Raw genomic sequence first — 22,646 nt, 5'->3', positions numbered from 1 at the left:
CGAGGACGGACACCCCCCGGCGCCCCCCCGACCCACCCACCGCACAAACGGCGCTACGCGCACCCCCACCCAACCCCCACAGGCCGCCGCAGGCATCCACCCCGCACCACACGCCACCGACACCCGAGAGGCTGACCGACGTGCAAGACGACGACCTCCTCGCACGAGCCAAGGCATGGCTGGCCGAGGACCCCGACGCGGACACCCGCGCGGAACTCGCCCGCCTCATCGACGCCGAGGACCACGCCGAGCTCACCGCACGCTTCTCCGGCACCCTCCAGTTCGGCACCGCGGGCCTGCGCGGCGAACTGGGCGCCGGCCCGATGCGCATGAACCGCTCGGTCGTCATCCGCGCCGCCGCCGGCCTCGCGGCGTACCTCAAGAAGCAGGGCCGGCACGACGGCCTGGTGGTCATCGGCTACGACGCCCGCCACAAGTCCGCCGACTTCGCCCGCGACACCGCCGCCGTCATGACCGGCGCCGGCCTCAGGGCGGCCGTACTCCCCCGCCCCCTCCCCACCCCCGTCCTCGCCTTCGCGATCCGCCACCTCGGCGCGGTCGCCGGAGTGGAGGTCACCGCCAGCCACAACCCGCCCCGGGACAACGGCTACAAGGTGTACCTCGGCGACGGCTCCCAGATCGTGCCCCCCGCCGACGCCGACATCGCCGCCGAGATCGACGCCGTACGGACCCTGCACGACGTCCCCCGCCCCGGCACCGGCTGGCAGACCCTCGACGACGACGTCCTCGACGCCTACCTCACCCGCACGGACGCCGTCCTCGCCCCCGGCTCCCCCCGCACCGCCCGCACCGTCTACACGGCGATGCACGGCGTAGGCAAGGACACCCTCCTCGCCGCCTTCGCCCGAGCCGGCTTCCCGAGCCCCACCCTCGTCACCGAGCAGGCCGACCCCGACCCGGACTTCCCCACCGTCGCCTTCCCCAACCCGGAGGAGCCCGGCGCGATGGACCTCGCCTTCGCGACGGCGAGGGAGGCGAACCCCGACCTGATCATCGCCAACGACCCGGACGCGGACCGCCTGGCAGTGGCCGTACCCGACGCCGCGGAGCCCACCGGCTGGCGCATGCTCCGGGGCGACGAGGTCGGCGCCCTCCTCGCCGCCCACCTGGTCACCCGCAAAGCGCACGGCACGTTCGCGGAGTCGATCGTCTCGTCGTCCCTCCTGGCCCGCATCGCCGCGAAGGCGAACGTCCCCCACGTCGAAACCCTCACCGGCTTCAAGTGGATCGCCCGAGTCGAGAACATCCGCTACGGCTACGAGGAGGCCCTCGGCTACTGCGTCGACCCGGAGGGCGTCCGCGACAAGGACGGCATCACCGCGGCCCTCCTGATCACGGAACTGGCTTCCACCCTCAAGCAAGCCGGCCGCACCCTCCTCGACCTCCTCGACGACATCGCCGTCGAGCACGGCCTGCACGCCACGGACCAACTCTCGGTCCGCGTGCAGGACCTCTCCCTCATCACCGCCGCGATGCACCGCCTGCGCGAACAGCCCCCGGCAACCCTCGCGGGCCTCCCCGTCACCACCGCGGAGGACCTCACCCGGGGCACGGACACCCTCCCGCCCACGGACGGCCTGCGCTACACGCTCGACGGAGCCAGGGTGATCGTCCGCCCGAGCGGCACGGAGCCCAAGCTGAAGTGCTACCTGGAGGTGGTCGTCCCGGTGGCCGAGCCCGCCGGCCTCCCCGCGGCCCGCGCCAAGGCTGCAGACCTGCTGACGGCACTGAAGCGCGACCTGTCGACGACGGCGGGCATCTAAAAAGCCGGGGGTGCAAAGCACCCCCGGCCACACTCTCCCACCCGCACCACACGCACCACACGCACCACACGCACCACACGTCACCCCACCCCGAACAGCACCCCCAGCGCCACCGCCCCCGCCACCACCGGCACGACGATCTCGTACGCCCACCGCACCGTCACCCCGCCCTGCGAGCCCTCGGCAGCCTTCCGCGCCTCCCACAGCTCACGCAGCTCGTCCATGACCTTGTCGGCCTCGGCCCGCACCGGTCCGTCGGCCTCGACGGACGAGGACCCGGCGCCACCACCCCGCGAGCCGAACTGCCCCATGCCCCCGAGCACGCTCCCGCGCCTGCGCCCACCGCCACCACCGGCGAGCCGCCGGTCCTCCTGCCGCGCGGCCTTCTTGCGCCCCCGCAGCGAGACGGGAATGGACCACAGCTGATACTTGTCGCCGCCCTCGGTGAAGACCTCGTTCGAGTAGGCGGACCGGAACGACTCGACCTGCGCCCAGGGAAGCACGATCACGCGGAACGGATTACGCACCCGCATCCGGTCCTCGTTGGCGAAGACGGCGGGCCGCACGGTGTAGGCGGCGACGAGCGGCACGAGGAAGACCAGCGCCGCGAGCGCCTTCCAGCGGGTGTCCCCCTCGCCCGTGACCAGGGCGTCGATGCCGAGCCACAGCGCGAGGGCGAGTACCAGCACGCCCCCGGAGATACCAGCGGGCGAGCGGTAGGCCCGGTCCTTGGACACGGGTCCCGAGGGCTGCGGCGAGGATGACTGGGGCTCCGGGGTGGTCATGCTGCCGATTGTGCCCGACGCCCCGCCCGGCGCTCACATGCGGTGCCGCTACATCGGACGAGCCTGCGGGGCTGTACAGACCGCTACGCGCGTAGATATGCTCGTCTGGTGACCATGCCCACCACCGCACCCGCCGCAAACGGACCCGCACAGGACCCCGCAAACGGACCCGCACACGGATTCGCCGACGTCACCGCGTCCGACAGCACCCTGCGCCGCTTCCTCCACGGACTGCCCGGCGTAGACACCGTCGGCCTGGAGGCGCGCGCCGCCTCCCTCGGCACCCGATCCATCAAGACCACCGCGAAGGCGTACGCCCTCGACCTGGCCATCTCGATGGTCGACCTGACGACGCTGGAAGGCGCGGACACCCCGGGCAAGGTCCGGGCGCTCGGCGCGAAGGCGGTCCGCCCCGACCCGACCGACCGCACGGCCCCGGCGACGGCGGCCGTCTGCGTCTACCCCGACATGGTGCCCACCGCCAAGGAGGCCGTCGCCGGCTCCGGCGTGAAGGTGGCCTCGGTCGCCACGGCGTTCCCGGCCGGCCGCGCCTCCCTCGCCGTGAAGCTGGCCGACGTGCGCGAGGCCGTGGCGGCGGGCGCGGACGAGGTCGACATGGTCATCGACCGCGGCGCGTTCCTCGCCGGGCACTACCTGAAGGTGTACGACGAGATCACCGCCGTGCGCGAGGCCTGCGCCACGGCCGCCCGTCTGAAGGTCATCTTCGAGACCGGCGAGCTGTCTACGTACGACAACATCCGCCGCGCCAGCTGGCTCGGCATGCTGGCGGGCGCGGACTTCATCAAGACATCGACCGGCAAGGTCGCGGTCAACGCGACACCCGCCAACACGCTCCTCATGCTGGAGGCGGTCCGCGACTTCCGTGCCCAGACCGGCGTCCAGGTGGGCGTGAAGCCGGCCGGCGGCATCCGCACCGCGAAGGACGCGATCAAGTTCCTGGTCCTGGTCAACGAGACGGCGGGCGAGGACTGGCTGGACAACCACTGGTTCCGCTTCGGCGCCTCCTCGCTCCTCAACGACCTGCTGATGCAGCGCCAGAAGCTGGCCACAGGCCGTTACTCCGGCCCCGACTACGTGACGGTGGACTGATCGACATGGCACCCGCACCCTCATCCGCACCCGCACCCGCACCCGCACCCGCACCCGCACCGGCGTTCGACTACGCACCGGCACCCGAGTCCCGCGCGGTCGTCGACATCGCACCGTCCTACGGCCTGTTCATCGACGGCGAGTTCACGGAGGCGGCCGACGGCAAGGTCTTCAAGACGGTCTCCCCCGCCACCGAGGAGGTCCTCTCCGAGGTCGCCGAGGCGGGCGAGGCGGACGTCGACCGCGCCGTGAGGGCCGCCCGCAAGGCCTTCGAGAAGTGGTCGGCGCTGCCCGGCGCGGAGCGTGCGAAGTACCTCTTCCGCATCGCCCGCATCATCCAGGAACGCAGCCGGGAGCTGGCCGTCCTGGAAACCCTGGACAACGGCAAGCCGATCAGGGAGACCCGCGACGCGGACCTCCCCCTGGTCGCCGCGCACTTCTTCTACTACGCGGGCTGGGCCGACAAGCTGGACCACGCGGGCTACGGCGCGAACCCGCGCCCCCTGGGCGTGGCGGGCCAGGTCATCCCCTGGAACTTCCCGCTCCTGATGCTGGCGTGGAAGATCGCCCCGGCTCTGGCCACCGGCAACACGGTGGTCCTGAAGCCCGCCGAGACGACCCCCCTCTCCGCCCTGTTCTTCGCGGACATCTGCCGCCAGGCCGGGCTGCCCAAGGGCGTCGTCAACATCATCACCGGCGACGGCCGCGCCGGGGCGGCGCTCACCGCGCACCCCGACGTGAACAAGGTCGCCTTCACGGGCTCCACGGCGGTCGGCAAGCAGATCGCGCGCACGGTCGCGGGCACCCGCAAGAAGCTCACCCTGGAGCTGGGCGGCAAGGGCGCCAACATCGTCTTCGACGACGCCCCGATCGACCAGGCCGTAGAGGGCATCGTCAACGGTATCTTCTTCAACCAGGGCCAGGTCTGCTGCGCGGGCTCCCGCCTCCTGGTCCAGGAGTCGATCCACGACGAACTCCTGGACTCCCTGAAGCGCAGGCTCACCACCCTCCGCCTGGGCGACCCGCTGGACAAGAACACGGACATCGGCGCGATCAACTCCGCCGAGCAGCTGGCCCGGATCACCGCCCTCGCGGACCAGGGCGAGGCGGAGGGCGCCGAGCGCTGGTCCCCGGCCTGCGAACTCCCCACCGCCGGCTACTGGTTCGCCCCGACGCTCTTCACGAACGTCACCCAGGCGCACACGGTCGCCCGCGACGAGATCTTCGGCCCGGTCCTGTCCGTCCTCACCTTCCGCACGCCGGACGAGGCGGTCGCCAAGGCCAACAACACGCCGTACGGCCTGTCGGCGGGCATCTGGACGGAGAAGGGCTCGCGCATCCTGGCGGTCGCGAACAAGCTCCGTGCGGGTGTGATCTGGTCCAACACGTTCAACAAGTTCGACCCGACGTCGCCGTTCGGCGGCTACAAGGAGTCGGGCTTCGGCCGCGAGGGCGGCCGCCACGGCCTGGAGGCGTACCTCGATGTCTGAGCGACTCAGCGTGCTGAAGACCTACAAGCTGTACGTCGGCGGGAAGTTCCCGCGTTCCGAGAGCGGCCGGGTGTACGAGGTGACCACGAGGACATCAGCCGCTGCCGCGGCGGGAAAGGGCAAGTGGCTGGCGAACGCCCCCCTCTCCTCCCGCAAGGACGCCCGTGACGCGGTGGTCGCCGCGCGCAAGGCGTTCGGCGGCTGGTCCGGCGCGACGGCGTACAACCGCGGGCAGGTCCTCTACCGGATCGCCGAGATGCTGGAGGGCCGCCGCGACCAGTACGTCGCGGAGGTCGCCGACGCGGAGGGCCTGTCGAAGTCGAAGGCGGCGGCCCAGGTGGACGCCGCGATCGACCGCTGGGTCTGGTACGCGGGCTGGACCGACAAGATCGCCCAGGTGGTCGGCGGCGGCAACCCGGTCGCGGGCCCCTTCTTCAACCTCTCCTCCCCGGAGCCGACCGGCGTCGTAGCCGTCCTGGCCCCGCAGAAGTCGTCCTTCCTGGGCCTGGTGTCCGTCGTCGCCCCGATCATCGCGACCGGCAACACGGCAGTGGTGGTGGCCTCGGAGAAGTCCCCCCTCCCCGCCCTCTCCCTGGGCGAGGTCCTGGCCACCTCCGACCTCCCCGGCGGCGTGGTCAACATCCTCTCCGGCCGCACGGCGGAGATCGCCACCCCCCTCGCCTCCCACCAGGACGTCAACGCGATCGACCTCGCGGGCGCCGACGAGGAGCTGGCGAAGGACCTGGAGATCGCGGCGGCGGACAACCTCATGCGCGTCCTGCGTCCACAGCCTGTGGACGACGCGAACGCGGCCTGGTCCGCGACCCCGGGCACGGACCGCATGACGGCGTTCCTGGAGACGAAGACGGTCTGGCACCCGACGGGCGCGCTGGGCGTCTCCGGCTCGTCGTACTGACCGGCGCCGACGGGCCGCGGCTCCTCCCCGTCCGGAGGAGCCGCGGTCTTCACTGGGCCGAGCACGGCCTCAGCTCGGGCCTGCTCGGTGCGGTCTTCCGTCCCGTCAGCGGGGACAGGTCCTTCATGTACATCTCCGCCCACTCCTTTCCGGCCAGGATCTCCCGGAGCCCCGAGCACACCTTGCTCTTCAGGAGAGGGTCGTCCTTCCGCATCGCCACCCCGTAGGGTTCCGTGCCCGCGCCGCTGGGCAGCAGCTTCAGATGCGCCGGATCGTTCTGGGCGTACCCGGCGAGAAGCACGTCGTCCGAGGCGACCGCGTACACGCTCGAGCGCTTGTCCAGCAGTCTTTCCACGCACTCCTTGTAGGTGTCGGGCTGCCACTTCCCCGTGGTGTACCCGTCCTCCTTCAGCCTGTCCGCGTACGTGGAGTCCCGCGCCGTGCACACCTCGACCTGGTTCCGCTTCACGTCGACGGCTTCGCCCAGGTCGTACTTCGCGGAGTTCTTGCGGACGAGGAGGCTGCTGCCCGCCTTGTAGTAGGGGCCGACGAAACTGATCCCGTCCCGCTTCTCGCGCTCGGGCGTCATGCTGTACGAGGCGACGACGAGGTCCACTTCCCCGTTCTTCAGCTTGCTCGCCCGGTTGGCCGTGGTCACCCCGTAGAAGTCCACCTGGGCCTTGTCGTAGCCCAGTTTGTCCGCGAGGGCATAGGCGATGTCGACGTCGAACCCGCTCCACACGCCGGTGTCCTTGTTGTAGAAGCTCAGCCCGGGCTGATCCTCCTTCGCCCCGATCGTCAGCCTCTTCCTGGCGCTCTTCCACTGCTCCCACGCCTGCTGAGCGTCACCCCCGGCGGCTCCCCCTCCCTGCTGCCCGGAGGCGTCGTCCTGCTTGCCCCCGGAGTCGCCCCGCGAGACGAACCAGCCACCACCGGCCAGCAGTACGACACACGCCGCGGCCGCCGCCACCTTCCAGCCCCGGAACCGGCCGCGCGACGCGGCCGACGGCTCGGAGGGGGCGGCACCGGAGGAGTCGGCCACGGGCGGGACGAACTCGGCTCCGCCACCGGCACCGGCACCGGCACCGCCGGAGGTCGAGGCGGGCGCCGCGGGCGTGGTCCGTGAGGCGGGCGGCGTGGTCCCGGCCGTGGGCGGCGTGGGCCGGGCCGTGGGCGGGTGTACGGGGGTGGAGGCGGGCGCGGGGGTCGGCGTGCCGGGGTCCGCGAGGACCTCCCGGAGCATCTCCTCCGCCGACGCCGCGTCCGGCCGGCGCTCGGGGTCCGTGACCAACAGCGCCTGGATGACGGGGCCGAGAGGGCCGGCGTACCGCAGGACGGGGTCGGGCGACTGCTGGATGTTCGCCTGCACCTCCCAGACCTCGTTACCGGCGAAGGGCAGGCGTCCCTCGACCATCTCGTACAGCGTGACGCCCAGCGCCCACAGGTCGGAGGCGGGCGTGGGGCCCGGCGTGACGGGGGCGAACAGCTCGGGCGCCAGGTAGGGAGGCGTGCCGATGATTCCGCCGTACCGGGTGACCCGGTCCGCGCCCTCGAAGGTGGCGATGCCGAAGTCCACCAGCACCACCTGGCCGCCGTCCCGCACCAGGACGTTGCCCGGCTTGACGTCGCGGTGCAGGACCGAGGCCTCGTGGACCGCCCGCAGTCCCTGCGCCATCTGGAGACCGATCTCCGCGGCCCTGGGCACGCCGAGGACCCGGTCACGGCTCAACAGGTCGGCCAGCGACCGCCCTTCCAGCAGCTTCATCACGATCCAGACCTGGTCGGCGGTCTCGATCTGGTCGTGGACCGTCACGACGTTCTGGTGCTCGATCTTGGCCAGGGCCTCCGCCTCGCGGCGGGCCCGCTGCATCGCGTCCTTCTGCGTGTCCGGGGTCATCGCCCTGCGGTCGAGGAGCCCCTTCACGGCGACGAGCCGGCGCAGCCGCCGGTCGTGGGCCTTCCAGACCTCGCCCATGCCGCCGCTGCCGATGGGCTCCAGCAGCTCGTAGCGGCCCTCGATAACCAGGTGGGGAGCCGAAGCACGATCCTCGGGAGGCCCACCTGCGCTGCCACCGGTCCCGTTGATTCCGTCGTCGTTGTGCACACCGGCCCCCTGGCACCTCTTGCGCGAAACGTGGATCACCACAGATTAGACGGCCGCCATGACGGCTTGGAGAATCCGCGCGAGAACAAGCAGGGCGAACCGGCACAACAGGCACGGTCCGGCAGCGCGGAGACCCGCCTCCCGGCGTGGAGCCGAGCCCGGCCGGACACCGGGCTCCGAACACGTCCTGCGGGGCCGCGGACTCCCGTCCCGCCGCAGAAGCCACGGCCTTCTCCACAAGTACCGTCGATCACCGTCCCAGCGCGGTCAGGGTCGCACCCCCGTGCCGGGTGACCCTGGGCCGACAGTCGATCTTGACCGCCCCCCTGGTGAACGCCTCGTCCGTTGCCTTCCCCGACCACACGTACGCCTCCCCGGGCTTGAGCGCCGCCGGCTTCTCGGGGGTGAGGCCCGACGACGAGCTCGGAGGGCACAGAGGGTGGGTCCTGGCCGGCGACCAGTACCGACATCTCCTTGGGGAGCGTTCAGTCAACGACACACCCCCCCACTCCGACAACGCGCACAGAACCAGTCACAGAGGGTACGGACGAGAGGGCCGGACGGCACCGGGACCGGCCGGGGACGGCGGACCGGAGCAGTCGCCGGCTCCTGGCCGCTCGCCCCGGTCGGCGACGCGGTCCCGTTGATGCGACTGGACGCGCACCATGTGGTCGATCTCCGCGACGCACGGGCCGCACGCGTACACGTCACCCGTCGCACCGGGCGTGGTCACGGACCCGATCCACAGCACCGCCACGCCCTCACGCCGGCAGTACATCCAGCACGCGCCCGTCACCCAGGCGTTGCCGTCACCGGCCTGTGCGGCCACCGGCCACACGTCCCGCCACGGGCGCTCGACGGACGGGGCGAACATCACGCCGTGGCCCCCTCCTCCCGGCCGGACCGGAGCGCGGCGGCGAGCGCCCGGACCGTGGCCACGTTGCAGCGCCCCAGGTCGATCAGCGCGAGCGGAGCGGACCCGGCACACGAGACGGCGTCGAGTCCGAGGGACGGCAACGTGACCCCGGCCGCCCCGAGCGCGTCGCGCAACTCCTCACACGCCCGTTCGGCGTCTCGCACGTTGTCCGTGACCATCAGAGAACCTCCCCTCTGCTGCGGGCGTTCGCCCTGGTCAGCCTCGTCCGCATCAGCTCCTCCGCCCGTTCGTGGACGTTCAGCGGCTGTACCTCGCCCGGCACCGCCGTCCACTCCGTACCTCCGCGCTCCGGGCGCAGCCACACCAGTCCGTCCTGGTGGTCCATGACGATTCCGCACCTCTCCTGCCGTACGTCGTGGGCGAGTTCACCGACCGGGAGCCGGGTCGCCTCCAGGTCGGGGCGCCCGGCGCGGGAGGAGACGGGGGCGGCTTCGTGCCGCTTCTCACTGTTCACGCCGTCCAGCGTTCCGGCAGGGCGGCGGCGCGGGCCAGGGTGACGGTGTTCCGAACCGGGCTACGGAACGGCCGCCACCTGGCATGTCCTACGTTTCGCGGTCACCATGTCACCGTCCGCGACTACGTTGGTCGCGGTGCCCGTTCCTCCCGGCAGGCGGAACGGAACGCCGCCACGGCACACAGCGCACGGCAAGGGAGCACCGACCATGACCCAGCCCGCCCGGGATCTCGAACCCGCCCACTCCGCCCGCGACCTGTACGGCGTCGAGCTGCGCCGCCAACGACAGGCCGCCGGCCTGTCGCTGGACCGGCTGTCCGACATCGTCAACTACAGCAAGACGCACCTGCACGGCGTGGAGACGGGGGAACGGCTTCCCCTGCCGCCGCTCTCGGAGAAGCTGGACGTGGCCTTCGGGACGGGGGCGCTGTTCCAGGGGCTGTGGGGGGTGGTGAAGCGGGAGCACACGCCGAGGCGGTTCGACCATTGCCTGGAGCTGGAGGCGAAGGCGGTGCGGATTCAGGCCTTCGGTGCGAGTCTCGTTCCCGGCCTGCTCCAAACCGAGGCCTACATGCGCGCGTTGTTCACCGCGGGGGAGGTGGGGATGAGCACGAGGGGGATCGACGCCCTGGTGGCAGCCCGCCTGGGCCGCCAGGAAGTCCTGCGGCGGGACTGCCCGCCGGGCTTCTGGTGGATCCTCGGTGAAGCGGCACTACGGCAGGTCGTAGGCGGTCCAGCAGTCATGCGCGGGCAGCTCGCGGCGCTGCTGCCGCTGGTCAACGCGCGCCACTCGACCATCCAGGTGAGCCCGTTCGAAGCGGACACGTGTGCCTTGATGAGCGGTACCCTCATCCTGCTGACCCTCCCGGACAACTCGACCACCATGTACCAGGAAGGCGCCGGCTACGGCGAGATCATCGACGACCGGGAAGCCGTCGCGCGACACATGCGAGAGTACGATCTGAAGAAAGCTTGCGCGCTCTCGCCCCGAGAGTCCGCAGCCCTGATCGAGGCGATGTTGGAGAACTGCGAACCATGCGAGTCACCCGGGATCTGAGCGCCGCCTGCTGGCGCAAGTCCTCGTACAGCGATGGGCAAGCGGGGGGTGAATGCGTCGAGGTCTGCGACGACTTCCCCGGTGCGGTCCCCGTCCGTGACAGCAAGAGTACGGCCGGTCCCGTCCTGACACTGAATGCCGCCGCATGGCAGCCCTTCGTCGATGGTGTCAAGGGCGGATCTCTGTAGGGGCACCGTGACACGGTCGCCGAAGTCCCCGGGCAGTCCTCCAGGGACATGATCCGCACCAGGAGCCTCCCGAGGGCCGCCTTGCCGGGCTTCTGGCGCATGGCCCGGTGCACCGCGCTCACCGTCTGCGCACCGTTGATGAGGCTGGCGCCCTCCAGCCGGAAGCCGGCACCGACCCCTGCGACCGGGGCACCCCTGCCATGCTTCCGAGTCCGGTCGCACAGCAGCGTGATCCCGTTGCTCAGTTACCGTGAGACAGAATCACCTGCGGCGATGCCGTCGGCGCCCGGTGTTGAAACAGGGGTCGCCTATGAAACAGCCCGTCGGGGTGCGACGCGCTGAGGCCGAAGCCCGACCGGTCGAGTACGGCTTCGCCGGTTCTCGCCCGCAGAGGGCATGACGCGTCGTAGGGTGACGCCCTGTTCGTGGAGGGGGACGACAAATGTCCGAGGGGCAGCAAACAACTGCCGGACCCGGTGTCGGCTCCAGCAGACTCGGCCTCGGAGATGACATCTCCGGCGTTGTGCCGCTGGTGGAGGCCGGGACGCCGCACACGGTCAGCTTCGGTATCGACGCCCTCGGCGAGTGGCGCATCGAGGTGCACGCAGCAGACGGCGCCCCGCTCGACGCCGCCTGGTGGTGGACGGCCCATGCCGACGACACCGTCACCGACAGCGAGGACGAGGGCGCTGCCGTGATCGACCTGTCGGCGTACCCGGCGAACAGCCCCGCCGGCGCTCTCGCGCTGCAGGAGGAGCTGAAGCACCGCTTTCCCGAGGCGGGCGTGGTGTGGAAACCCGGCGTGATGGACAGCCTCGACGAGCATCGCGCCGCCGCACATCGCGCCCTCGCCGTCACCGCGGCGGACCGGATCGCAGCCCGCCAGGCCACGGCGAAGGCGGAGAAGTCGCTGCGCGAGGCCCTGCCGCTGGCACAGGCGTCCGGAATGGGACCCACCGAGATCGCCGAACGCACAGGCTACGCCCGCAGCACCGTCACCAAGGCCCAGGACAGCCTGGCGACAGTCCTCGGCGGGGCAGCCACCGGCGAGCAGCCGTGACGGGCAGAGCCAGAGCTACAGCCCGTACAGTTCCTCCGGTGTGGGTGGTGGACGCGGCGACGGCCGTCGCGTTCGTGGAGCGCGTCTTCGATCCTGCGCGCATTCGACCCCTGGTGCTGGTCTCCACCTCCCACCGTGTCGGTGACCGCCCGCTGCTCGATGCGGACGCACTGCGCGAGCAGGCCGGAGAGCTTGCGGAGATCGCGGTCATGGCCGACGACGCGGCCAGCTGGACCTTGTCGAAACACCTGGACAAGCTCAGCGCGTGGGGCGGTGCTGTGCGCGTCTACCTGCCCGATGCCACCCGTGCCGATCCTTGGCAGCGCCACCCCCTGATCCAGGTCGCCCCAGCCCGGCCCCATGTGGCCCTCGGGCAGATCACTGCCCACTTGCGCAGCGCCGCAGACATGCCCGCCCGGACACCCGCCCCTTTGACCGTGGTGCCCGCCCCAGGGGGCGAGGACGAGTCGGCCCGACAGGACCGTGGGGATGCTGTCCGGCGCGAGGCTGAGCTGGACCGGTTCGCCGCTCATCTTGCGGACAGGGAGCGGCTGCTGCGGGAGAAGGACGCTGTGATCGCCGACCTGCGCCAGCAGGTGCGGAAGCTCACCAAGCAGCTGCGCACGGCGCGGGAGAGCGCCGGGCCGGAGCTGGTGGCGGTGTACGCCGATCCAGCGCGGCAGTTTTGCCATGAGGTCGAACAGCGCTGGCTCACCACCGTCTCCGAAGCCGAGCGTGAACAGCGTCCGCTCGCGCCCTACCGGCTGGGGCGGGACTGGATGTCCTCACTGGAGGCGATCGAGCTGGTCGACCGGAGCAAGATCCTGGATGTCGTGGTCGAGGTTCTCACCGGTCGGGTCGTCGACAACGTCGCGCGCAGGGTGCGGCGGATGCGTTCCAGCGACGGTGGAGGCACCGCGCCGCGTGTCCGCGACGACGGGGCGAAGGCCTGGCGGTGCGACATCAAGCAACGTGCTGCCTCCGCGCCCAGGCTGATGTGGTGGAGACTGCCGGACAACATCGTCGAGCTGGGTCGCGTCGCCGCTCACGACGACATGCAGCTGCGCTGACACGCCGAGGCGTGTGGTCAGGCAACGGGGAGGAAAGCAGAGATGCCGAGGAAGACGAAGTACGAGGCCGGTGCCTTCATTCGGGCACTGGCTGAGGAGACCCGCCGACCCTACGGCGGCGTGCACGGCCTCCATGCCCATGCCGGGGTGACCTGCCGGTCCCGGGGCGGCGCCCTGCGTACTGACTCGTTTCGCCGGTGATGACGGAGGCGCGTACGCGCCGAGTGCTGCTCGGGCCGCCGACGAGCTATCAGGTCGTCGGTGACCCCCGACAGATGTGGCCCTGCGAGAGGGATCTGCATCACTGGCCGGCCGGGAATCTCCACCGGCTCGCATCCTGTCTGGGCGTGTCGTGTCTGGCTCTTGTCGGCCGGGAAGTCGTGCTCGGTGAGCGGTGGACTCACACCGGTCAACGCGGTCACGAGCAGCTCGTCGGCGGCTTGCGGCTGGATCTGGCCGCCCGTGACGAGTGCGGGCGAATGGTTGCCAGCTGACGTACGCCCATGCCTTGTCGGCCGATGTCGCGGTGTGGGTGGTCGCGGACATCGATCCGCGGTTCCACGCCGAGCACCTCACCGCGCTGGCAGAGCTCGACGAGGTCTTCGCCGGGCGCCGGCTTTTCACCGCCGTCACGGTGACACTGGAGTCTGCGGTCTGCCCCGCCCCGCCCTGTGGGGACACTCCGCTCCTTCCCCGGCTTCGCCGCATCGGTCCCCGGGGCCAGGGCCTGACGGAAGGTTGACACTGTCGGCCCCGGGGGAAGTTCTCGCTGGTCCGAGTCTGGCGCTGCCCGGCTGAACTCCGCCGACGGAGCAACTCAACCGCCACTCGGAGGCCCTGCTGTCGGCTCCCTTGCGATCAGTCGGCTGTCGGCCTCCATGTTCCGGCAGCACGCGCCGCCGACCGTGCCGCTTGTGTTCCGATGCCGGCGGACAGCGCGGCGCACACGGCGGCGCCCAGAGTGAGGACCATCCACGAGACATGGCCTTCCTGGACGATGGTGATGAAGAACAGGGAGTGCCAGGACGTGACGGCCACCGAGAACGCGGTACACATGATCAATGGGAAGGTGAAGTGCCAGCGGGCCACCGACCGGAAGATGTGTGGAGTTCCGGCCAGGACGCTGATGGCGGGGAGCGTCTTTCTGATGCGGGAGAACTCCGATGCCGCGCTCACTCCGGCGGCACCGGCGAGGACGACGAGACCGGGGATCCCGAACAGCAGGATCCAGTTGTTGGCGTTCTCTCGCATCTCCTTGCCCGCCACCCATGCCAGTCCCGGTGGTTCGGCGCTGGCCATCCGGGTGAACGCCGCCTCCTTCACGGCCGGCAGCAGGCCCCGGTGAGGAGTGATCACGATGAGGGATTCCTCGGGTTTCGTGACACTCAGCGATGGGGCCGCCTGGACTCGCGCGTTGGGATGCCAGCGCACCAGTTCCTGCAGTTTCGCGTTCCTGTCCGCGCGCACGGGCGACGGCGTGCTCGTGCAGGACAGTCCGAGAGACTTCAGGGTCGGACACGGTGCCTGCAGAAGGGTGTGCTGTACGGCTTCTGGCCCCACGTACGACGTGGTGGCCTTCAGCATCCGTGACCCCGCGGGAAGGGCCTGGGCCAGGTCCTTCGTGTCCTGCGCGTCCATGTCGTCGGCACGGACGTCGATCACGGTGTCCCCGACTCTCGCGTAGCTGGCGCGCGCCGCGTCGGCCCCGTCACTGGACCTGCTGGCCCACAGCTGCATCTGTGCGATGAGGCCCAGCCCGATCACCATCGATGCCGTCAGGCGGACGATGACGCCGGGGTGGGCGGCTGTCCACCGGCCGCCGATGATGCGTCCTGCCCTTCCGCGCCGGTACCCGGCTCGGGCGATCGCTGTTCCCGCACGCCGCACGAGGGCACCCGCCACGGACGGCAGGAAGGCCCACATCACCACCGTACCGACCATGAACATGGGGGTGGCAAAGCGCCGGTCGAGATACTGGCTGGTCACCACGATCGCCACGCCGACGCCGCACAGGACGACACGCCACCACGGGACGCGCGAGCCGTCTGCGGTGGGCCGGGTCGAGGTCCGGGTTCGCTGCAACCTGTTGGTTCCCACGACAACGGCCACCACCACGGCCAGAGACAGGGCGAGCGCTGCCGCCGCCTGCACAAGGCCCCTCTGGAGATCGGTGTGGCTCAGGATGTAGCCGGTGGGCGGAAGCCGCACGTCCCACAGGGAAGCGAGGACGTACGGGACGGCTCCGGCGCATGTTCCCAGCACCGTCGGCACGGCTGCTTCCGCGACGGCGGCCAGGCTGCGGTGCCACCGTCCGGCGCCCAGGGCGTGCAGAAGGGCCGTGCGCCGGTCGCGCGTCGACGATCCGACTCGTGCGGCGACCACGGTGAGGGCCAGCGCAGGCAGACCGATCGAGGCCCACAGAGTGCCCAGGGGGGACCACAAAGGACGCTGGTTGAGCATCTCGATGCCGGAGGTGGATCCGTTGCCGTATCCGTGTGCGTACAGCACCGTGGCACTGTCCGGGTCGGGTACGTGGGCGATCCCGACGTAGGCGAGACGTTCCGACGGTGAAACCAGGCCCTCGGACCCGACGGTCCCCGCGAACGTCCCGTACCGGCTCGTGACACCGTCGTCCTCGCCTTGGCGGACGAGTTCCGGTGAGAGGTAGACCTGGCCTGGTTCGGGCCATTTCGGCAGTCCCGACGGAGGCAGGGCGTCTTCCCGGAGCTGATGCACATACAACACGGTGTGCTGGAACGCCTTGACGGTGTCCACTCGTTCCAGCACCGCCGCGTCCGCGCCCTCGGCCTCGGTCATCAGGACGAAGCTGCGGGCGTCGGCCCGCTCCTGACGTCCGGCATACGTGGCGACAACGGCGACGGTCGCCGTCGCGACGACGGCGAGTGCCGCGGCGGCCGCGAACAGAGCCCACCACCGGGTGCGCTCGCCCGGAGTGGAACGTCCGGCCGCCAGGCCGATGCGCATCATCTGTCGGCCCGCACGCTTGCTCACGACCCCACCCCCGCTTCGGTGAGCAGACCGTTGCGCAACTCGTGCCGACGATCGGCCTGCTCGGCCACCGACTGGTCATGCGTGACGAGAAGCAGTGCACAGTCGTGCCGGCGCGCCGTGGTGAACAGCAGACGCGCGACATCCTGTTTCGCCTCCGGATCAAGCGCGCCGGTCGGCTCGTCGGCGAGAAGCACGGCAGGACGCGCGATCAGCGCACGCGCCACGGCCGCACGCTGCCGCTCCCCCCCAGACAGCATTCCGGTCGGGGTCGAGCCTGCAGGTACGCCCAGTTCCTCGAGAAGGCTCGCAGCACGCCGGTATGCCTCTTGGTGCTCTCCGCCGCCGAGCAGGACGGGCAGTGCCACGTTCTCCACCGGCGTCAGTTCGGGCAGAAGTTCACCGAACTGGAAGACCATGCCCAGCAACTCGCGGCGCGCCTTCGTCAGTCTGCCGCTGGAAAGCGCGGTCAACTCGCGGTCGCCAACACGGATGGTCCCGGAGTCGGGCTTGATCAGCCCGAGAACACACATCAGCAGAGTCGACTTCCCCGAACCGCTCGGGCCGGTCACGGCAACCGACTCGCCCGGGGCGACAGTGAGACTGACACGGTCGAGGAGCTTGCGACCGTCGACCTGGTAGCTGAGATCGACGATGCTCAGCCCTTGGGAGTTCTGTTCCACCAGTGTGGCGCCGTTCTGTGGGAGGAATGGGTGTGCCGCCCCCCGTCCGGGACCCCGGCCAGGGGGCGGCAAGAGCCGCTGGAAGAGACTCCGATCAGGGGATGACCCAGCCGGAGCAGTCGTCGTCGGCCCAGTTGTTCTCGTCGCACGCCTTGAACTTGTAGATCTTGGAACCGTCACCCGAGTACACGGTGGTGCCGGACCCGCTGTGGTTCCACAGGGTCCGCTTGGTACCCGCGGAGCTGGCCCGGTAGTACTCGGCCTTCACCGGGTCGCCGTCACCGCTGTTGTCCTTCACGGCTATGCGTCCCGAGTCGCCCTTCGCGGGAGACCAGGCGTGCGCGCCCCCGCCATAGGCGGAGGCCGCAGCGGCAGTTGCCGTGGGAACGGCAAGTGCGGCGGTCAGCAGTGCGGCAGCAACGAACTTCGTCCTACGCAAGTTGATTCCCCTCCAAATCAACGCCCTGCCCACGCCGATCTGACGTGGATCACCGGGCGGGAGCGAGATCATAGGCTCACTGAACCCCGTTCAAGCAACGCTCCGTAGATCGCTTCACGCCACAGCGTGAGAAAAAGCGGAATCGACAGCCGGCAGGGACGCACGCCCCGGACGCCAAGGATGTCGTACCGACTGCGGCCACTGACCGGAATGACAGTCTCCGGCCCGAAGTCGTGCGGGAATTGGCCTGAACCAATCAGACTCCGAGCGGCCGAGCAATCCTGGGTGAAGTACTGCTCTTGCAGCCCTGACCTCCTCGGACGCGGCCGTACCGAGGCAGGCAGGGGCAGCTTCGCCTTCCCCCCTTCCGCGCGCCAGCTCCTCGGAGGGCAGCGGTCGGCCCAACCCCCACAGGCCACGTCTCAGGGTCCGAGGGACTGCTTCCACACCCTGACGGCTCACCCTCATAATCCAACGATCGGATCATCAGCGGCCACGGTCCGCAGTGGTCGATGGCCCTTGTCGTCGAGCTGGGCGAGTTCGCGTTCGTAGTCAACGGTGATGGAGCCGTAGTTGTTCACTGCGGAGCTGCGGGCCGGACAGACGTGCGCGAGGAGCTCGGCGCCCACCTCACGGCCCGCATCACGCAGTTCGTCGACAGCCAGACCCATGTACTCGGTGTGCCAGCACACGAACGCGTTCGTCACGACGGTCAGGCACCACGCCTGCTCGTTCTGCTGCTCGGGCCGGCGCCTGGTGATCTTGCCTTCGCGGGCATAGTGGAGCTGGCGGCGCAGGGCGTGCAGCGACTCGCCCTTGTTCAGCTGCCGGGCGATCTTGCGCCGGTATCCCTCGTCCGACAGGTACTGGGCCGCGTAGATCGTGCGCCGGATCGCCCCATACTCCTTCAGCGCTGCCGCGAGGCCATTCTGCCGGGAGGACGCCGACAGCTTGCCCACGATCAGCGAGGCGGTGGCGTGCCCGTACTCCAAGGATCCGGCGAGGCGGAGCAGGTCGTCCCAGTGGTCCGCCACCAGGTCCAGGTTGGCCTTCTTCGTCAGCAGCGGCCATTTGGCGACCTGCTGCTGAAGCGCCTCGCGCATCCCGTCCTCGCGCAGCGTGATGCCCGCCGTCTCCCCGTACCGCCCGCTCGCAGTCCCGAGCCCTTTACGGGTGCGCGGATCCGGACAGCATCATCATCAGGTTCATCGCCCCGTGCGACAGCCCGTCGCGGAGCCGATTCCATGTCTCCCGTTCGTAGCCACCGGCCTTGTAGTAGTCGATCGCGAGGGTGACCCCCTCCATCAGCTCTCACACCTTCGGGGCGACCTCGCCCAGGAGTTTCTGGATCTGCTCGTCGGTCAGGTCGTTCAGCGGCGGTTCGTCGGCACTCAGCATGCCCGCGACGCTACCGAGCCGCCCCCGGCCACCGCGCCGTTTCCCTGAGATCACCCCAGATCAGGCGCTACCGCGCGGCTTAGCGTTGTTTTCTCGGCGAGAACTACTGGGACCCCGTGAGATGGCGTCCGTGCCCGTCGTACCACTCGGCGATCGCCTCGGCCGAAACCGTCCCGTAGTCCCGACAGCCCGCCCATACTCCTTCCGGTTCCACGGAACGGCTCGGCCCCCACCGGCAGCGCAGGGAACATGATCACTCCATAGATGAATCGCTCACAAGTGGAATCTTGTGACATCATGCAGGCATGACTCGGATCGCCATCAGCGCCGCCCGTTCCCAGCTCGGCGACCTCGTGCGCCGCGCCGCCCATGGCCGCGAGACCATCGCGCTCACCGACCACGGGCACGTGGCCGCCCTCCTCGTGTCGCCCCAGGTGATAGAGGATCTGGAGGACGCGCTGGCGGTGGCGGACTACCAGCGCCGCAAGGCGGAGGGCACGCTCGGAGAGGGCATCCCTATGGCCGAGGTGCGCAGGCGACTGGGGCTCGAGCAGAAGTGACCTACGAGATCACCTTCGAGCCACAGGCTCTCAACGCTGCCGCCCGGTTCCCTGAAGATGACCCGGGCGGCCTCGCAGTGGTGCTGGACACCATCGCCACATTGGCGGACGACCCCCGGCCCACGGGTTCGGTCCCCTATGGATCAGCCGAGCTACGACGACTGCGCATCGGTGAGCACCGGGTCCTCTACGCCATCGACGTTGACGTCATTCGCATCCTGGTGACCCACCTCGGCCGAACCGCTTGACCTCTCGCCCGGACAGTCACGTCAGCGCAGCAGCCCCGTCACCTCCCCCACCACCGGCACGGCGCCCAGCGACTGGGCCTGGGCGACCGGGCCGGTCAGCGCCGTAGACGTCAGCGGCTGGAAGTCGGCGACCTTGGTGCCGACGCCGTTGTCCAGCGGGTCGACGCCCGTGCCGGCCAGCGGGTTGGGCTTGAGGTCGGCGACCGGGCCGGTGACGAAGCCGACGGTGCCGGTCACGGCCGCCAGGCCCGCCTGCGGGTCGATGTTGCCCAGGGACGTGGGGCGGGTGTGCGCCAGACCGGCGATGGTCTCGCCGCTGTCCGCGGAAGCCGTCGCCGCTCCTGCGGCCAGGGCGGCACCGGCGGCCGCGAGGACGACCAGGGCGCGCTGTGCGTGCGGGGTGCGGGGGGACGCGTGTCGGGCCATCGCTGCTGCCACCTCTTGGTGTGGATTGCTACGGACTGCCCTGACAACAGCGCACACCGTGATCAGGTCACCGCGCAGCGCAATCGAAATGTGACGCGTGCGGCAAAGTCCACCCGCGGGGTCGTACGGCGGCCGTCGGATGCCTCAGACTGGTGTCCCGTGAGCTCCCATCCGCCCATACCGACGCGAGTCGTGCTGCTCTGCGGCCCCTCCGGCTCCGGCAAGTCCCTCCTCGCCGCGCACTCCGGCCTCCCGGTGCTGCGCCTCGACGACTTCTACAAGGAGGGCACCGACCCGACGCTGCCGACGGTGCCCCTCAGCTCCGACATCGACTGGGACCACCCGGCGTCGTGGGACGCGGACGCGGCGGTCGCCGCCATCGGGGAGCTGTGCCGCACGGGCCGTACCGGCGTGCCCGTCTACGACATCTCGCTGAGCGCCCGCACCGGCGAGGAGACCGTCGACATCGGCCGGACGCCGCTGTTCCTCGCGGAGGGCATCTTCGCCGCGGAGCTGGTGGACCGCTGCCGGGAACTGGGCGTGCTGGCCGACGCGCTGTGCCTGAGCCGGGGCCCGCTGACGACCTTCCGCCGCCGGTTCCTGCGGGACCTGCGCGAGGGCCGCAAGTCCGTGCCGTTCCTGCTCCGCAGGGGCTGGCGGCTGATGCGTCTCGAGCGGTCGGTCATCGCCCGGCAGACCGCCCTGGGCGCCCACGCCTGCGACCGGGCCGAGGCGATGGGCCGGCTGGCGGCCGCGGCGGCGGGCCGGTGCGCCACCAGCCGTACGGCCGCGTAGCGCCTGCACCCCGCTGTCCCCGCACGCAGAAGCGGGACTGGACGGACCCCCCGGCCCTCCAGTCCCGCTCCCTTTCCACCCCCGTGGATCCCCCGTGATCCCCGTCCCCCGTGTCCCCCGTTGTTCCCCCGTGGTGCTTCCCCGTGAGTAAGAGCCCGGGTCCCTCCCCCTGATACACCCCGACTCGAAACTTTTTTCACGGGGCCCCGCCCCCTCGGGCCGGTCCCCCCGGCCCGTACCTTCAGGCGACCAGTTCGCCGAAGGCGTCCTCCTGGTCACGGCCGAAGCTGAGGACCTCGTCCTCGCGCAGCCGGCGCAGCGACCGCCAGATGCTGGACTTCACCGTGCCGACGCTGATGTCGAGGATGTCCGCGATCTCCGGGTCCGTGCGGCCCTCGTAGTAGCGCAGGACCAGCATGGTGCGCTGGAGTTCGGGCAGCCGGGCGAGCGCCTGCCACAGGACGGTGCGCAGCTCGGTGCCGCGCATCGCGTCCATGTCGCCGGGCGTCTCCGGCAGTTCCTCGGTCGGGTACTCGTTGAGCTTGCGGCGCCGCCAGGCGCTGATGTGCAGGTTGGTCATGGTGCGGCGGAGGTATCCGCCGACCGCCGCCTTGTCACTGATCCGGTCCCACGCCCGGTAGGTCGAGAACAGCGCGCTCTGCAGCAGGTCCTCGGCCTCGAAGCGGTCGCCGGTGAGGTGGTACGCGGTCGCGTACAGGGAGGAGCGGCGCTCCTGGACGTAGGCGGTGAACTCCGCCTCCGACAGGGAACGGCGCTCCCCCCGGTCTCCCGCGTCCCCCGTGTTCCCCGTTTCCCCCTTGCTCCCCGTTTCCCCCTTGTTCGCGTCAACCACCGTCATGTACACGGTGTGCTGACGCCCGGTGCCGCGAGCGCACCCCCGCCCGCTCACGGCACCGGACTTCTCCGAGCCCCGGTGTGCGTGCACGTCGTGCAGACGCGTGACCACTGCGCTGGTGTTGGTGCCCTTCAGCGTGTTCATCTCGCGCCCCCCGTCGTGGACTGCCGGTTGCCTGTGACGAAAAGCCTGCCCCGGCGACTTCATGGCCGTGTCCGCCGACTGTCACAGAGCTGTCACAGGGGTCCGTCACCGCTGCACCACCCTTCCTTCACAGGGTCCGGCGGCGTCGTGGGACCCCAACCGCACCCGCAGGTCGAACACCGGCCCCCTCATGGGCCAGAATGAGCGCGTGCCTTCCCTGTTGCTGATCGAGGACGACGACGCCATCCGTACGGCCCTGGAGCTCTCCCTGACCCGCCAGGGCCACCGGGTGGCCACCGCTGCCAGTGGTGAGGACGGTCTGAAGCTGTTGCGCGAGCAGCGGCCGGACCTGATCGTGCTGGACGTGATGCTGCCCGGCATCGACGGTTTCGAGGTGTGCCGCCGCATCCGGCGCACCGACCAGCTGCCGATCATCCTGCTGACCGCGCGCAACGACGACATCGACGTGGTCGTCGGTCTCGAGTCGGGCGCCGACGACTACGTGGTCAAACCCGTCCAGGGCCGGGTCCTCGACGCCCGGATCCGGGCCGTACTGCGGCGCGGGGAGCGGGAGTCCACCGACTCGGCGAGCTTCGGCAGTCTGGTCATCGACCGTTCGGCGATGACCGTGACGAAGAACGGCGAGGACCTCCAGCTGACGCCCACCGAGCTGCGGCTGCTGCTGGAGCTGAGCCGGCGGCCGGGGCAGGCGCTGTCCCGGCAGCAGTTGCTGCGGCTGGTGTGGGAGCACGACTACCTCGGCGACTCCCGGCTGGTGGACGCGTGCGTGCAGCGGCTGCGCGCCAAGGTCGAGGACGTGCCGTCGTCCCCCACCTTGATTCGCACCGTGCGCGGAGTCGGCTATCGACTGGATCCGCCTCATTGAACCCTCCCCCGGCAAAGGCAAGGGGATTCCTGGCTCAAGCAGCTCCTTCGCTCAGCGAGCGGAGGAGACTGACGCTCTCAGCACCAGCCGGGACGGAACCTGCCCGGTTGCCCGAAAGGACAAGGGAATCGCACGTGCTTGGCTCTCGCAACGCACGATGGTCAGCGTACCCAACCGCAAGGGCGGATTCCCGCTTTCGGGACGAATGCCCTGTCCCCAGGTCCACAGAAGCTCGTTTCCCTCCTCC

Annotated in this window: 26 protein-coding genes; 13 read left to right on the top strand and 13 right to left on the bottom strand. The window is 70.3% G+C overall.

Going from position 1 to position 22,646, the window contains the following annotated elements; all coding sequences use genetic code 11:
- The first annotated feature begins 131 nt into the window (after window positions 1-131).
- Window positions 132-1,784, top strand: coding sequence for a phospho-sugar mutase (locus tag ACFV9J_RS02905; protein WP_385348907.1), 1,653 nt, complete (start codon window positions 132-134; stop codon window positions 1,782-1,784).
- 80 nt (window positions 1,785-1,864) lie between these two features.
- Here ACFV9J_RS02905 and ACFV9J_RS02900 read toward each other — a convergent pair whose 3' ends face one another.
- Complete coding sequence (locus ACFV9J_RS02900) at window positions 1,865-2,569, bottom strand: PH domain-containing protein (protein ID WP_385348810.1); 705 nt, start codon at window positions 2,567-2,569, stop codon at window positions 1,865-1,867.
- 114 nt (window positions 2,570-2,683) lie between these two features.
- Here ACFV9J_RS02900 and deoC point away from each other — a divergent pair, with 114 nt between their 5' ends.
- The 3 genes from deoC to ACFV9J_RS02885 are packed head-to-tail and all read left to right on the top strand — an operon-like array spanning window position 2,684 to window position 6,085.
- The gene (deoC, locus tag ACFV9J_RS02895; protein WP_385348904.1) at window positions 2,684-3,679 is read left to right on the top strand and encodes a deoxyribose-phosphate aldolase; all 996 of its coding nucleotides are present in this window, start codon (window positions 2,684-2,686) and stop codon (window positions 3,677-3,679) included.
- A gap of 5 nt (window positions 3,680-3,684) precedes the next feature.
- Window positions 3,685-5,169, top strand: coding sequence for an aldehyde dehydrogenase family protein (locus ACFV9J_RS02890; protein ID WP_385348808.1), 1,485 nt, complete (start codon window positions 3,685-3,687; stop codon window positions 5,167-5,169).
- Window positions 5,162-6,085, top strand: a complete 924-nt coding sequence (locus ACFV9J_RS02885) for an aldehyde dehydrogenase family protein (protein WP_385348806.1) — start codon at window positions 5,162-5,164, stop codon at window positions 6,083-6,085. Before ACFV9J_RS02890 ends, ACFV9J_RS02885 begins: the two co-directional genes overlap by 8 nt.
- A gap of 49 nt (window positions 6,086-6,134) precedes the next feature.
- Here ACFV9J_RS02885 and ACFV9J_RS02880 read toward each other — a convergent pair whose 3' ends face one another.
- The 4 genes from ACFV9J_RS02880 to ACFV9J_RS02865 all read right to left on the bottom strand — a co-directional run bounded on the left by ACFV9J_RS02880 (window position 6,135) and on the right by ACFV9J_RS02865 (window position 9,580).
- Window positions 6,135-8,189, bottom strand: coding sequence for a bifunctional serine/threonine-protein kinase/glutamate ABC transporter substrate-binding protein (locus ACFV9J_RS02880; RefSeq protein WP_385348803.1), 2,055 nt, complete (start codon window positions 8,187-8,189; stop codon window positions 6,135-6,137).
- 532 nt (window positions 8,190-8,721) lie between these two features.
- Window positions 8,722-9,063, bottom strand: a complete 342-nt coding sequence (locus tag ACFV9J_RS02875) for a hypothetical protein (protein ID WP_385348901.1) — start codon at window positions 9,061-9,063, stop codon at window positions 8,722-8,724.
- Window positions 9,063-9,284 (bottom strand): hypothetical protein, encoded by a 222-nt coding sequence (locus ACFV9J_RS02870; RefSeq protein WP_385348801.1) that lies wholly within the window; start codon window positions 9,282-9,284, stop codon window positions 9,063-9,065. Before ACFV9J_RS02870 ends, ACFV9J_RS02875 begins: the two co-directional genes overlap by 1 nt.
- Window positions 9,284-9,580: a hypothetical protein gene (locus tag ACFV9J_RS02865; protein WP_385348798.1), complete on the bottom strand. Its 297-nt coding sequence runs from the start codon at window positions 9,578-9,580 to the stop codon at window positions 9,284-9,286. The genes ACFV9J_RS02870 and ACFV9J_RS02865 overlap by 1 nt, the downstream gene beginning before the upstream one ends.
- 208 nt (window positions 9,581-9,788) lie before the next feature.
- Between ACFV9J_RS02865 and ACFV9J_RS02860 the strand changes: the two genes are divergently transcribed.
- From ACFV9J_RS02860 to ACFV9J_RS02840, 5 genes are all read left to right on the top strand, one after another.
- A complete protein-coding gene (locus ACFV9J_RS02860) occupies window positions 9,789-10,637 on the top strand; it encodes a Scr1 family TA system antitoxin-like transcriptional regulator (protein ID WP_385348795.1) in 849 nt (282 codons plus the stop codon).
- Window positions 10,616-10,825, top strand: a complete 210-nt coding sequence (locus tag ACFV9J_RS02855) for a DUF397 domain-containing protein (RefSeq protein WP_385348793.1) — start codon at window positions 10,616-10,618, stop codon at window positions 10,823-10,825. Before ACFV9J_RS02860 ends, ACFV9J_RS02855 begins: the two co-directional genes overlap by 22 nt.
- A 442-nt stretch (window positions 10,826-11,267) precedes the next feature.
- Window positions 11,268-11,885 (top strand): hypothetical protein, encoded by a 618-nt coding sequence (locus ACFV9J_RS02850; protein WP_385348790.1) that lies wholly within the window; start codon window positions 11,268-11,270, stop codon window positions 11,883-11,885.
- A gap of 38 nt (window positions 11,886-11,923) precedes the next feature.
- On the top strand, window positions 11,924-12,955 hold the full coding sequence (locus ACFV9J_RS02845) for a hypothetical protein (protein ID WP_385348787.1): 1,032 nt from the start codon (window positions 11,924-11,926) through the stop codon (window positions 12,953-12,955).
- 42 nt (window positions 12,956-12,997) lie between these two features.
- A complete protein-coding gene (locus ACFV9J_RS02840; protein ID WP_385348784.1) occupies window positions 12,998-13,156 on the top strand; it encodes a helix-turn-helix domain-containing protein in 159 nt (52 codons plus the stop codon).
- 657 nt (window positions 13,157-13,813) lie between these two features.
- On the opposite strand, the gene ACFV9J_RS02835 is transcribed toward ACFV9J_RS02840, so the two are convergent.
- From ACFV9J_RS02835 to ACFV9J_RS02810, 6 genes are all read right to left on the bottom strand, one after another.
- Window positions 13,814-15,967 (bottom strand): permease, encoded by a 2,154-nt coding sequence (locus ACFV9J_RS02835; protein ID WP_385348782.1) that lies wholly within the window; start codon window positions 15,965-15,967, stop codon window positions 13,814-13,816.
- On the bottom strand, window positions 15,964-16,647 hold the full coding sequence (locus tag ACFV9J_RS02830; RefSeq protein WP_385348779.1) for an ABC transporter ATP-binding protein: 684 nt from the start codon (window positions 16,645-16,647) through the stop codon (window positions 15,964-15,966). Before ACFV9J_RS02830 ends, ACFV9J_RS02835 begins: the two co-directional genes overlap by 4 nt.
- 94 nt (window positions 16,648-16,741) lie before the next feature.
- A complete protein-coding gene (locus ACFV9J_RS02825; protein WP_385348776.1) occupies window positions 16,742-17,086 on the bottom strand; it encodes a hypothetical protein in 345 nt (114 codons plus the stop codon).
- Window positions 17,087-17,550: 464 nt separating this feature from the next.
- Window positions 17,551-18,189 carry a Tn3 family transposase gene (locus tag ACFV9J_RS02820; protein ID WP_385348773.1) on the bottom strand — a complete coding sequence of 213 codons (639 nt, stop codon included), beginning with the start codon at window positions 18,187-18,189 and terminating at the stop codon, window positions 17,551-17,553.
- A 64-nt stretch (window positions 18,190-18,253) separates the two neighbouring features.
- The gene (locus tag ACFV9J_RS02815; protein WP_385348770.1) at window positions 18,254-18,391 is read right to left on the bottom strand and encodes a hypothetical protein; all 138 of its coding nucleotides are present in this window, start codon (window positions 18,389-18,391) and stop codon (window positions 18,254-18,256) included.
- A 6-nt stretch (window positions 18,392-18,397) separates the two neighbouring features.
- Window positions 18,398-18,538, bottom strand: coding sequence for a hypothetical protein (locus tag ACFV9J_RS02810; protein ID WP_385348767.1), 141 nt, complete (start codon window positions 18,536-18,538; stop codon window positions 18,398-18,400).
- Between the two features lie 251 nt (window positions 18,539-18,789).
- Here ACFV9J_RS02810 and ACFV9J_RS02805 point away from each other — a divergent pair, with 251 nt between their 5' ends.
- Window positions 18,790-19,044, top strand: coding sequence for a type II toxin-antitoxin system Phd/YefM family antitoxin (locus ACFV9J_RS02805; protein WP_385348765.1), 255 nt, complete (start codon window positions 18,790-18,792; stop codon window positions 19,042-19,044).
- Window positions 19,041-19,292 carry a type II toxin-antitoxin system RelE/ParE family toxin gene (locus ACFV9J_RS02800; protein ID WP_385348762.1) on the top strand — a complete coding sequence of 84 codons (252 nt, stop codon included), beginning with the start codon at window positions 19,041-19,043 and terminating at the stop codon, window positions 19,290-19,292. Before ACFV9J_RS02805 ends, ACFV9J_RS02800 begins: the two co-directional genes overlap by 4 nt.
- A 21-nt stretch (window positions 19,293-19,313) precedes the next feature.
- Here ACFV9J_RS02800 and ACFV9J_RS02795 read toward each other — a convergent pair whose 3' ends face one another.
- Entirely contained in the window at window positions 19,314-19,718 is a 405-nt protein-coding gene (locus ACFV9J_RS02795) for a hypothetical protein (protein WP_385348759.1), read from the bottom strand.
- A gap of 192 nt (window positions 19,719-19,910) precedes the next feature.
- Here ACFV9J_RS02795 and ACFV9J_RS02790 point away from each other — a divergent pair, with 192 nt between their 5' ends.
- Window positions 19,911-20,513 (top strand): uridine kinase, encoded by a 603-nt coding sequence (locus tag ACFV9J_RS02790; protein WP_385348898.1) that lies wholly within the window; start codon window positions 19,911-19,913, stop codon window positions 20,511-20,513.
- Between the two features lie 241 nt (window positions 20,514-20,754).
- On the opposite strand, the gene ACFV9J_RS02785 is transcribed toward ACFV9J_RS02790, so the two are convergent.
- On the bottom strand, window positions 20,755-21,513 hold the full coding sequence (locus ACFV9J_RS02785) for a SigE family RNA polymerase sigma factor (protein WP_385348757.1): 759 nt from the start codon (window positions 21,511-21,513) through the stop codon (window positions 20,755-20,757).
- Window positions 21,514-21,721: 208 nt separating this feature from the next.
- Between ACFV9J_RS02785 and afsQ1 the strand changes: the two genes are divergently transcribed.
- Window positions 21,722-22,399 carry a two-component system response regulator AfsQ1 gene (gene afsQ1, locus ACFV9J_RS02780; RefSeq protein WP_385348754.1) on the top strand — a complete coding sequence of 226 codons (678 nt, stop codon included), beginning with the start codon at window positions 21,722-21,724 and terminating at the stop codon, window positions 22,397-22,399.
- Window positions 22,400-22,646: the final 247 nt, after the last annotated feature.

The organism is Streptomyces sp. NPDC059906, from assembly GCF_042730645.1.
GTDB classification, from domain to species: Bacteria; Actinomycetota; Actinomycetes; order Streptomycetales; family Streptomycetaceae; genus Streptomyces; species Streptomyces rubrogriseus.
The sequence above is the reverse complement of the archived record's forward strand: the minus strand, read 5'-3'. Positions and strand labels throughout refer to the sequence as shown.

Coding starts and splice junctions, on each gene's coding strand:
- ACFV9J_RS02870 (WP_385348801.1), bottom strand. CDS start 9,284: ATGGTCACGGACAACGTGCGAGACGCCGAACGGGCGTGTGAGGAGTTG.
- ACFV9J_RS02795 (WP_385348759.1), bottom strand. CDS start 19,718: ATGGCCCGACACGCGTCCCCCCGCACCCCGCACGCACAGCGCGCCCTG.
- ACFV9J_RS02840 (WP_385348784.1), top strand. CDS start 12,998: ATGCCGAGGAAGACGAAGTACGAGGCCGGTGCCTTCATTCGGGCACTG.
- ACFV9J_RS02890 (WP_385348808.1), top strand. CDS start 3,685: ATGGCACCCGCACCCTCATCCGCACCCGCACCCGCACCCGCACCCGCA.
- ACFV9J_RS02815 (WP_385348770.1), bottom strand. CDS start 18,391: ATGGAGGGGGTCACCCTCGCGATCGACTACTACAAGGCCGGTGGCTAC.
- ACFV9J_RS02785 (WP_385348757.1), bottom strand. CDS start 21,513: ATGAACACGCTGAAGGGCACCAACACCAGCGCAGTGGTCACGCGTCTG.
- ACFV9J_RS02900 (WP_385348810.1), bottom strand. CDS start 2,569: ATGACCACCCCGGAGCCCCAGTCATCCTCGCCGCAGCCCTCGGGACCC.
- ACFV9J_RS02850 (WP_385348790.1), top strand. CDS start 11,268: ATGTCCGAGGGGCAGCAAACAACTGCCGGACCCGGTGTCGGCTCCAGC.
- ACFV9J_RS02820 (WP_385348773.1), bottom strand. CDS start 18,189: ATGCGCGAGGCGCTTCAGCAGCAGGTCGCCAAATGGCCGCTGCTGACG.
- deoC (WP_385348904.1), top strand. CDS start 2,684: ATGCCCACCACCGCACCCGCCGCAAACGGACCCGCACAGGACCCCGCA.
- ACFV9J_RS02860 (WP_385348795.1), top strand. CDS start 9,789: ATGACCCAGCCCGCCCGGGATCTCGAACCCGCCCACTCCGCCCGCGAC.
- ACFV9J_RS02885 (WP_385348806.1), top strand. CDS start 5,162: ATGTCTGAGCGACTCAGCGTGCTGAAGACCTACAAGCTGTACGTCGGC.
- ACFV9J_RS02875 (WP_385348901.1), bottom strand. CDS start 9,063: ATGTTCGCCCCGTCCGTCGAGCGCCCGTGGCGGGACGTGTGGCCGGTG.
- ACFV9J_RS02805 (WP_385348765.1), top strand. CDS start 18,790: ATGACTCGGATCGCCATCAGCGCCGCCCGTTCCCAGCTCGGCGACCTC.
- ACFV9J_RS02855 (WP_385348793.1), top strand. CDS start 10,616: ATGCGAGTCACCCGGGATCTGAGCGCCGCCTGCTGGCGCAAGTCCTCG.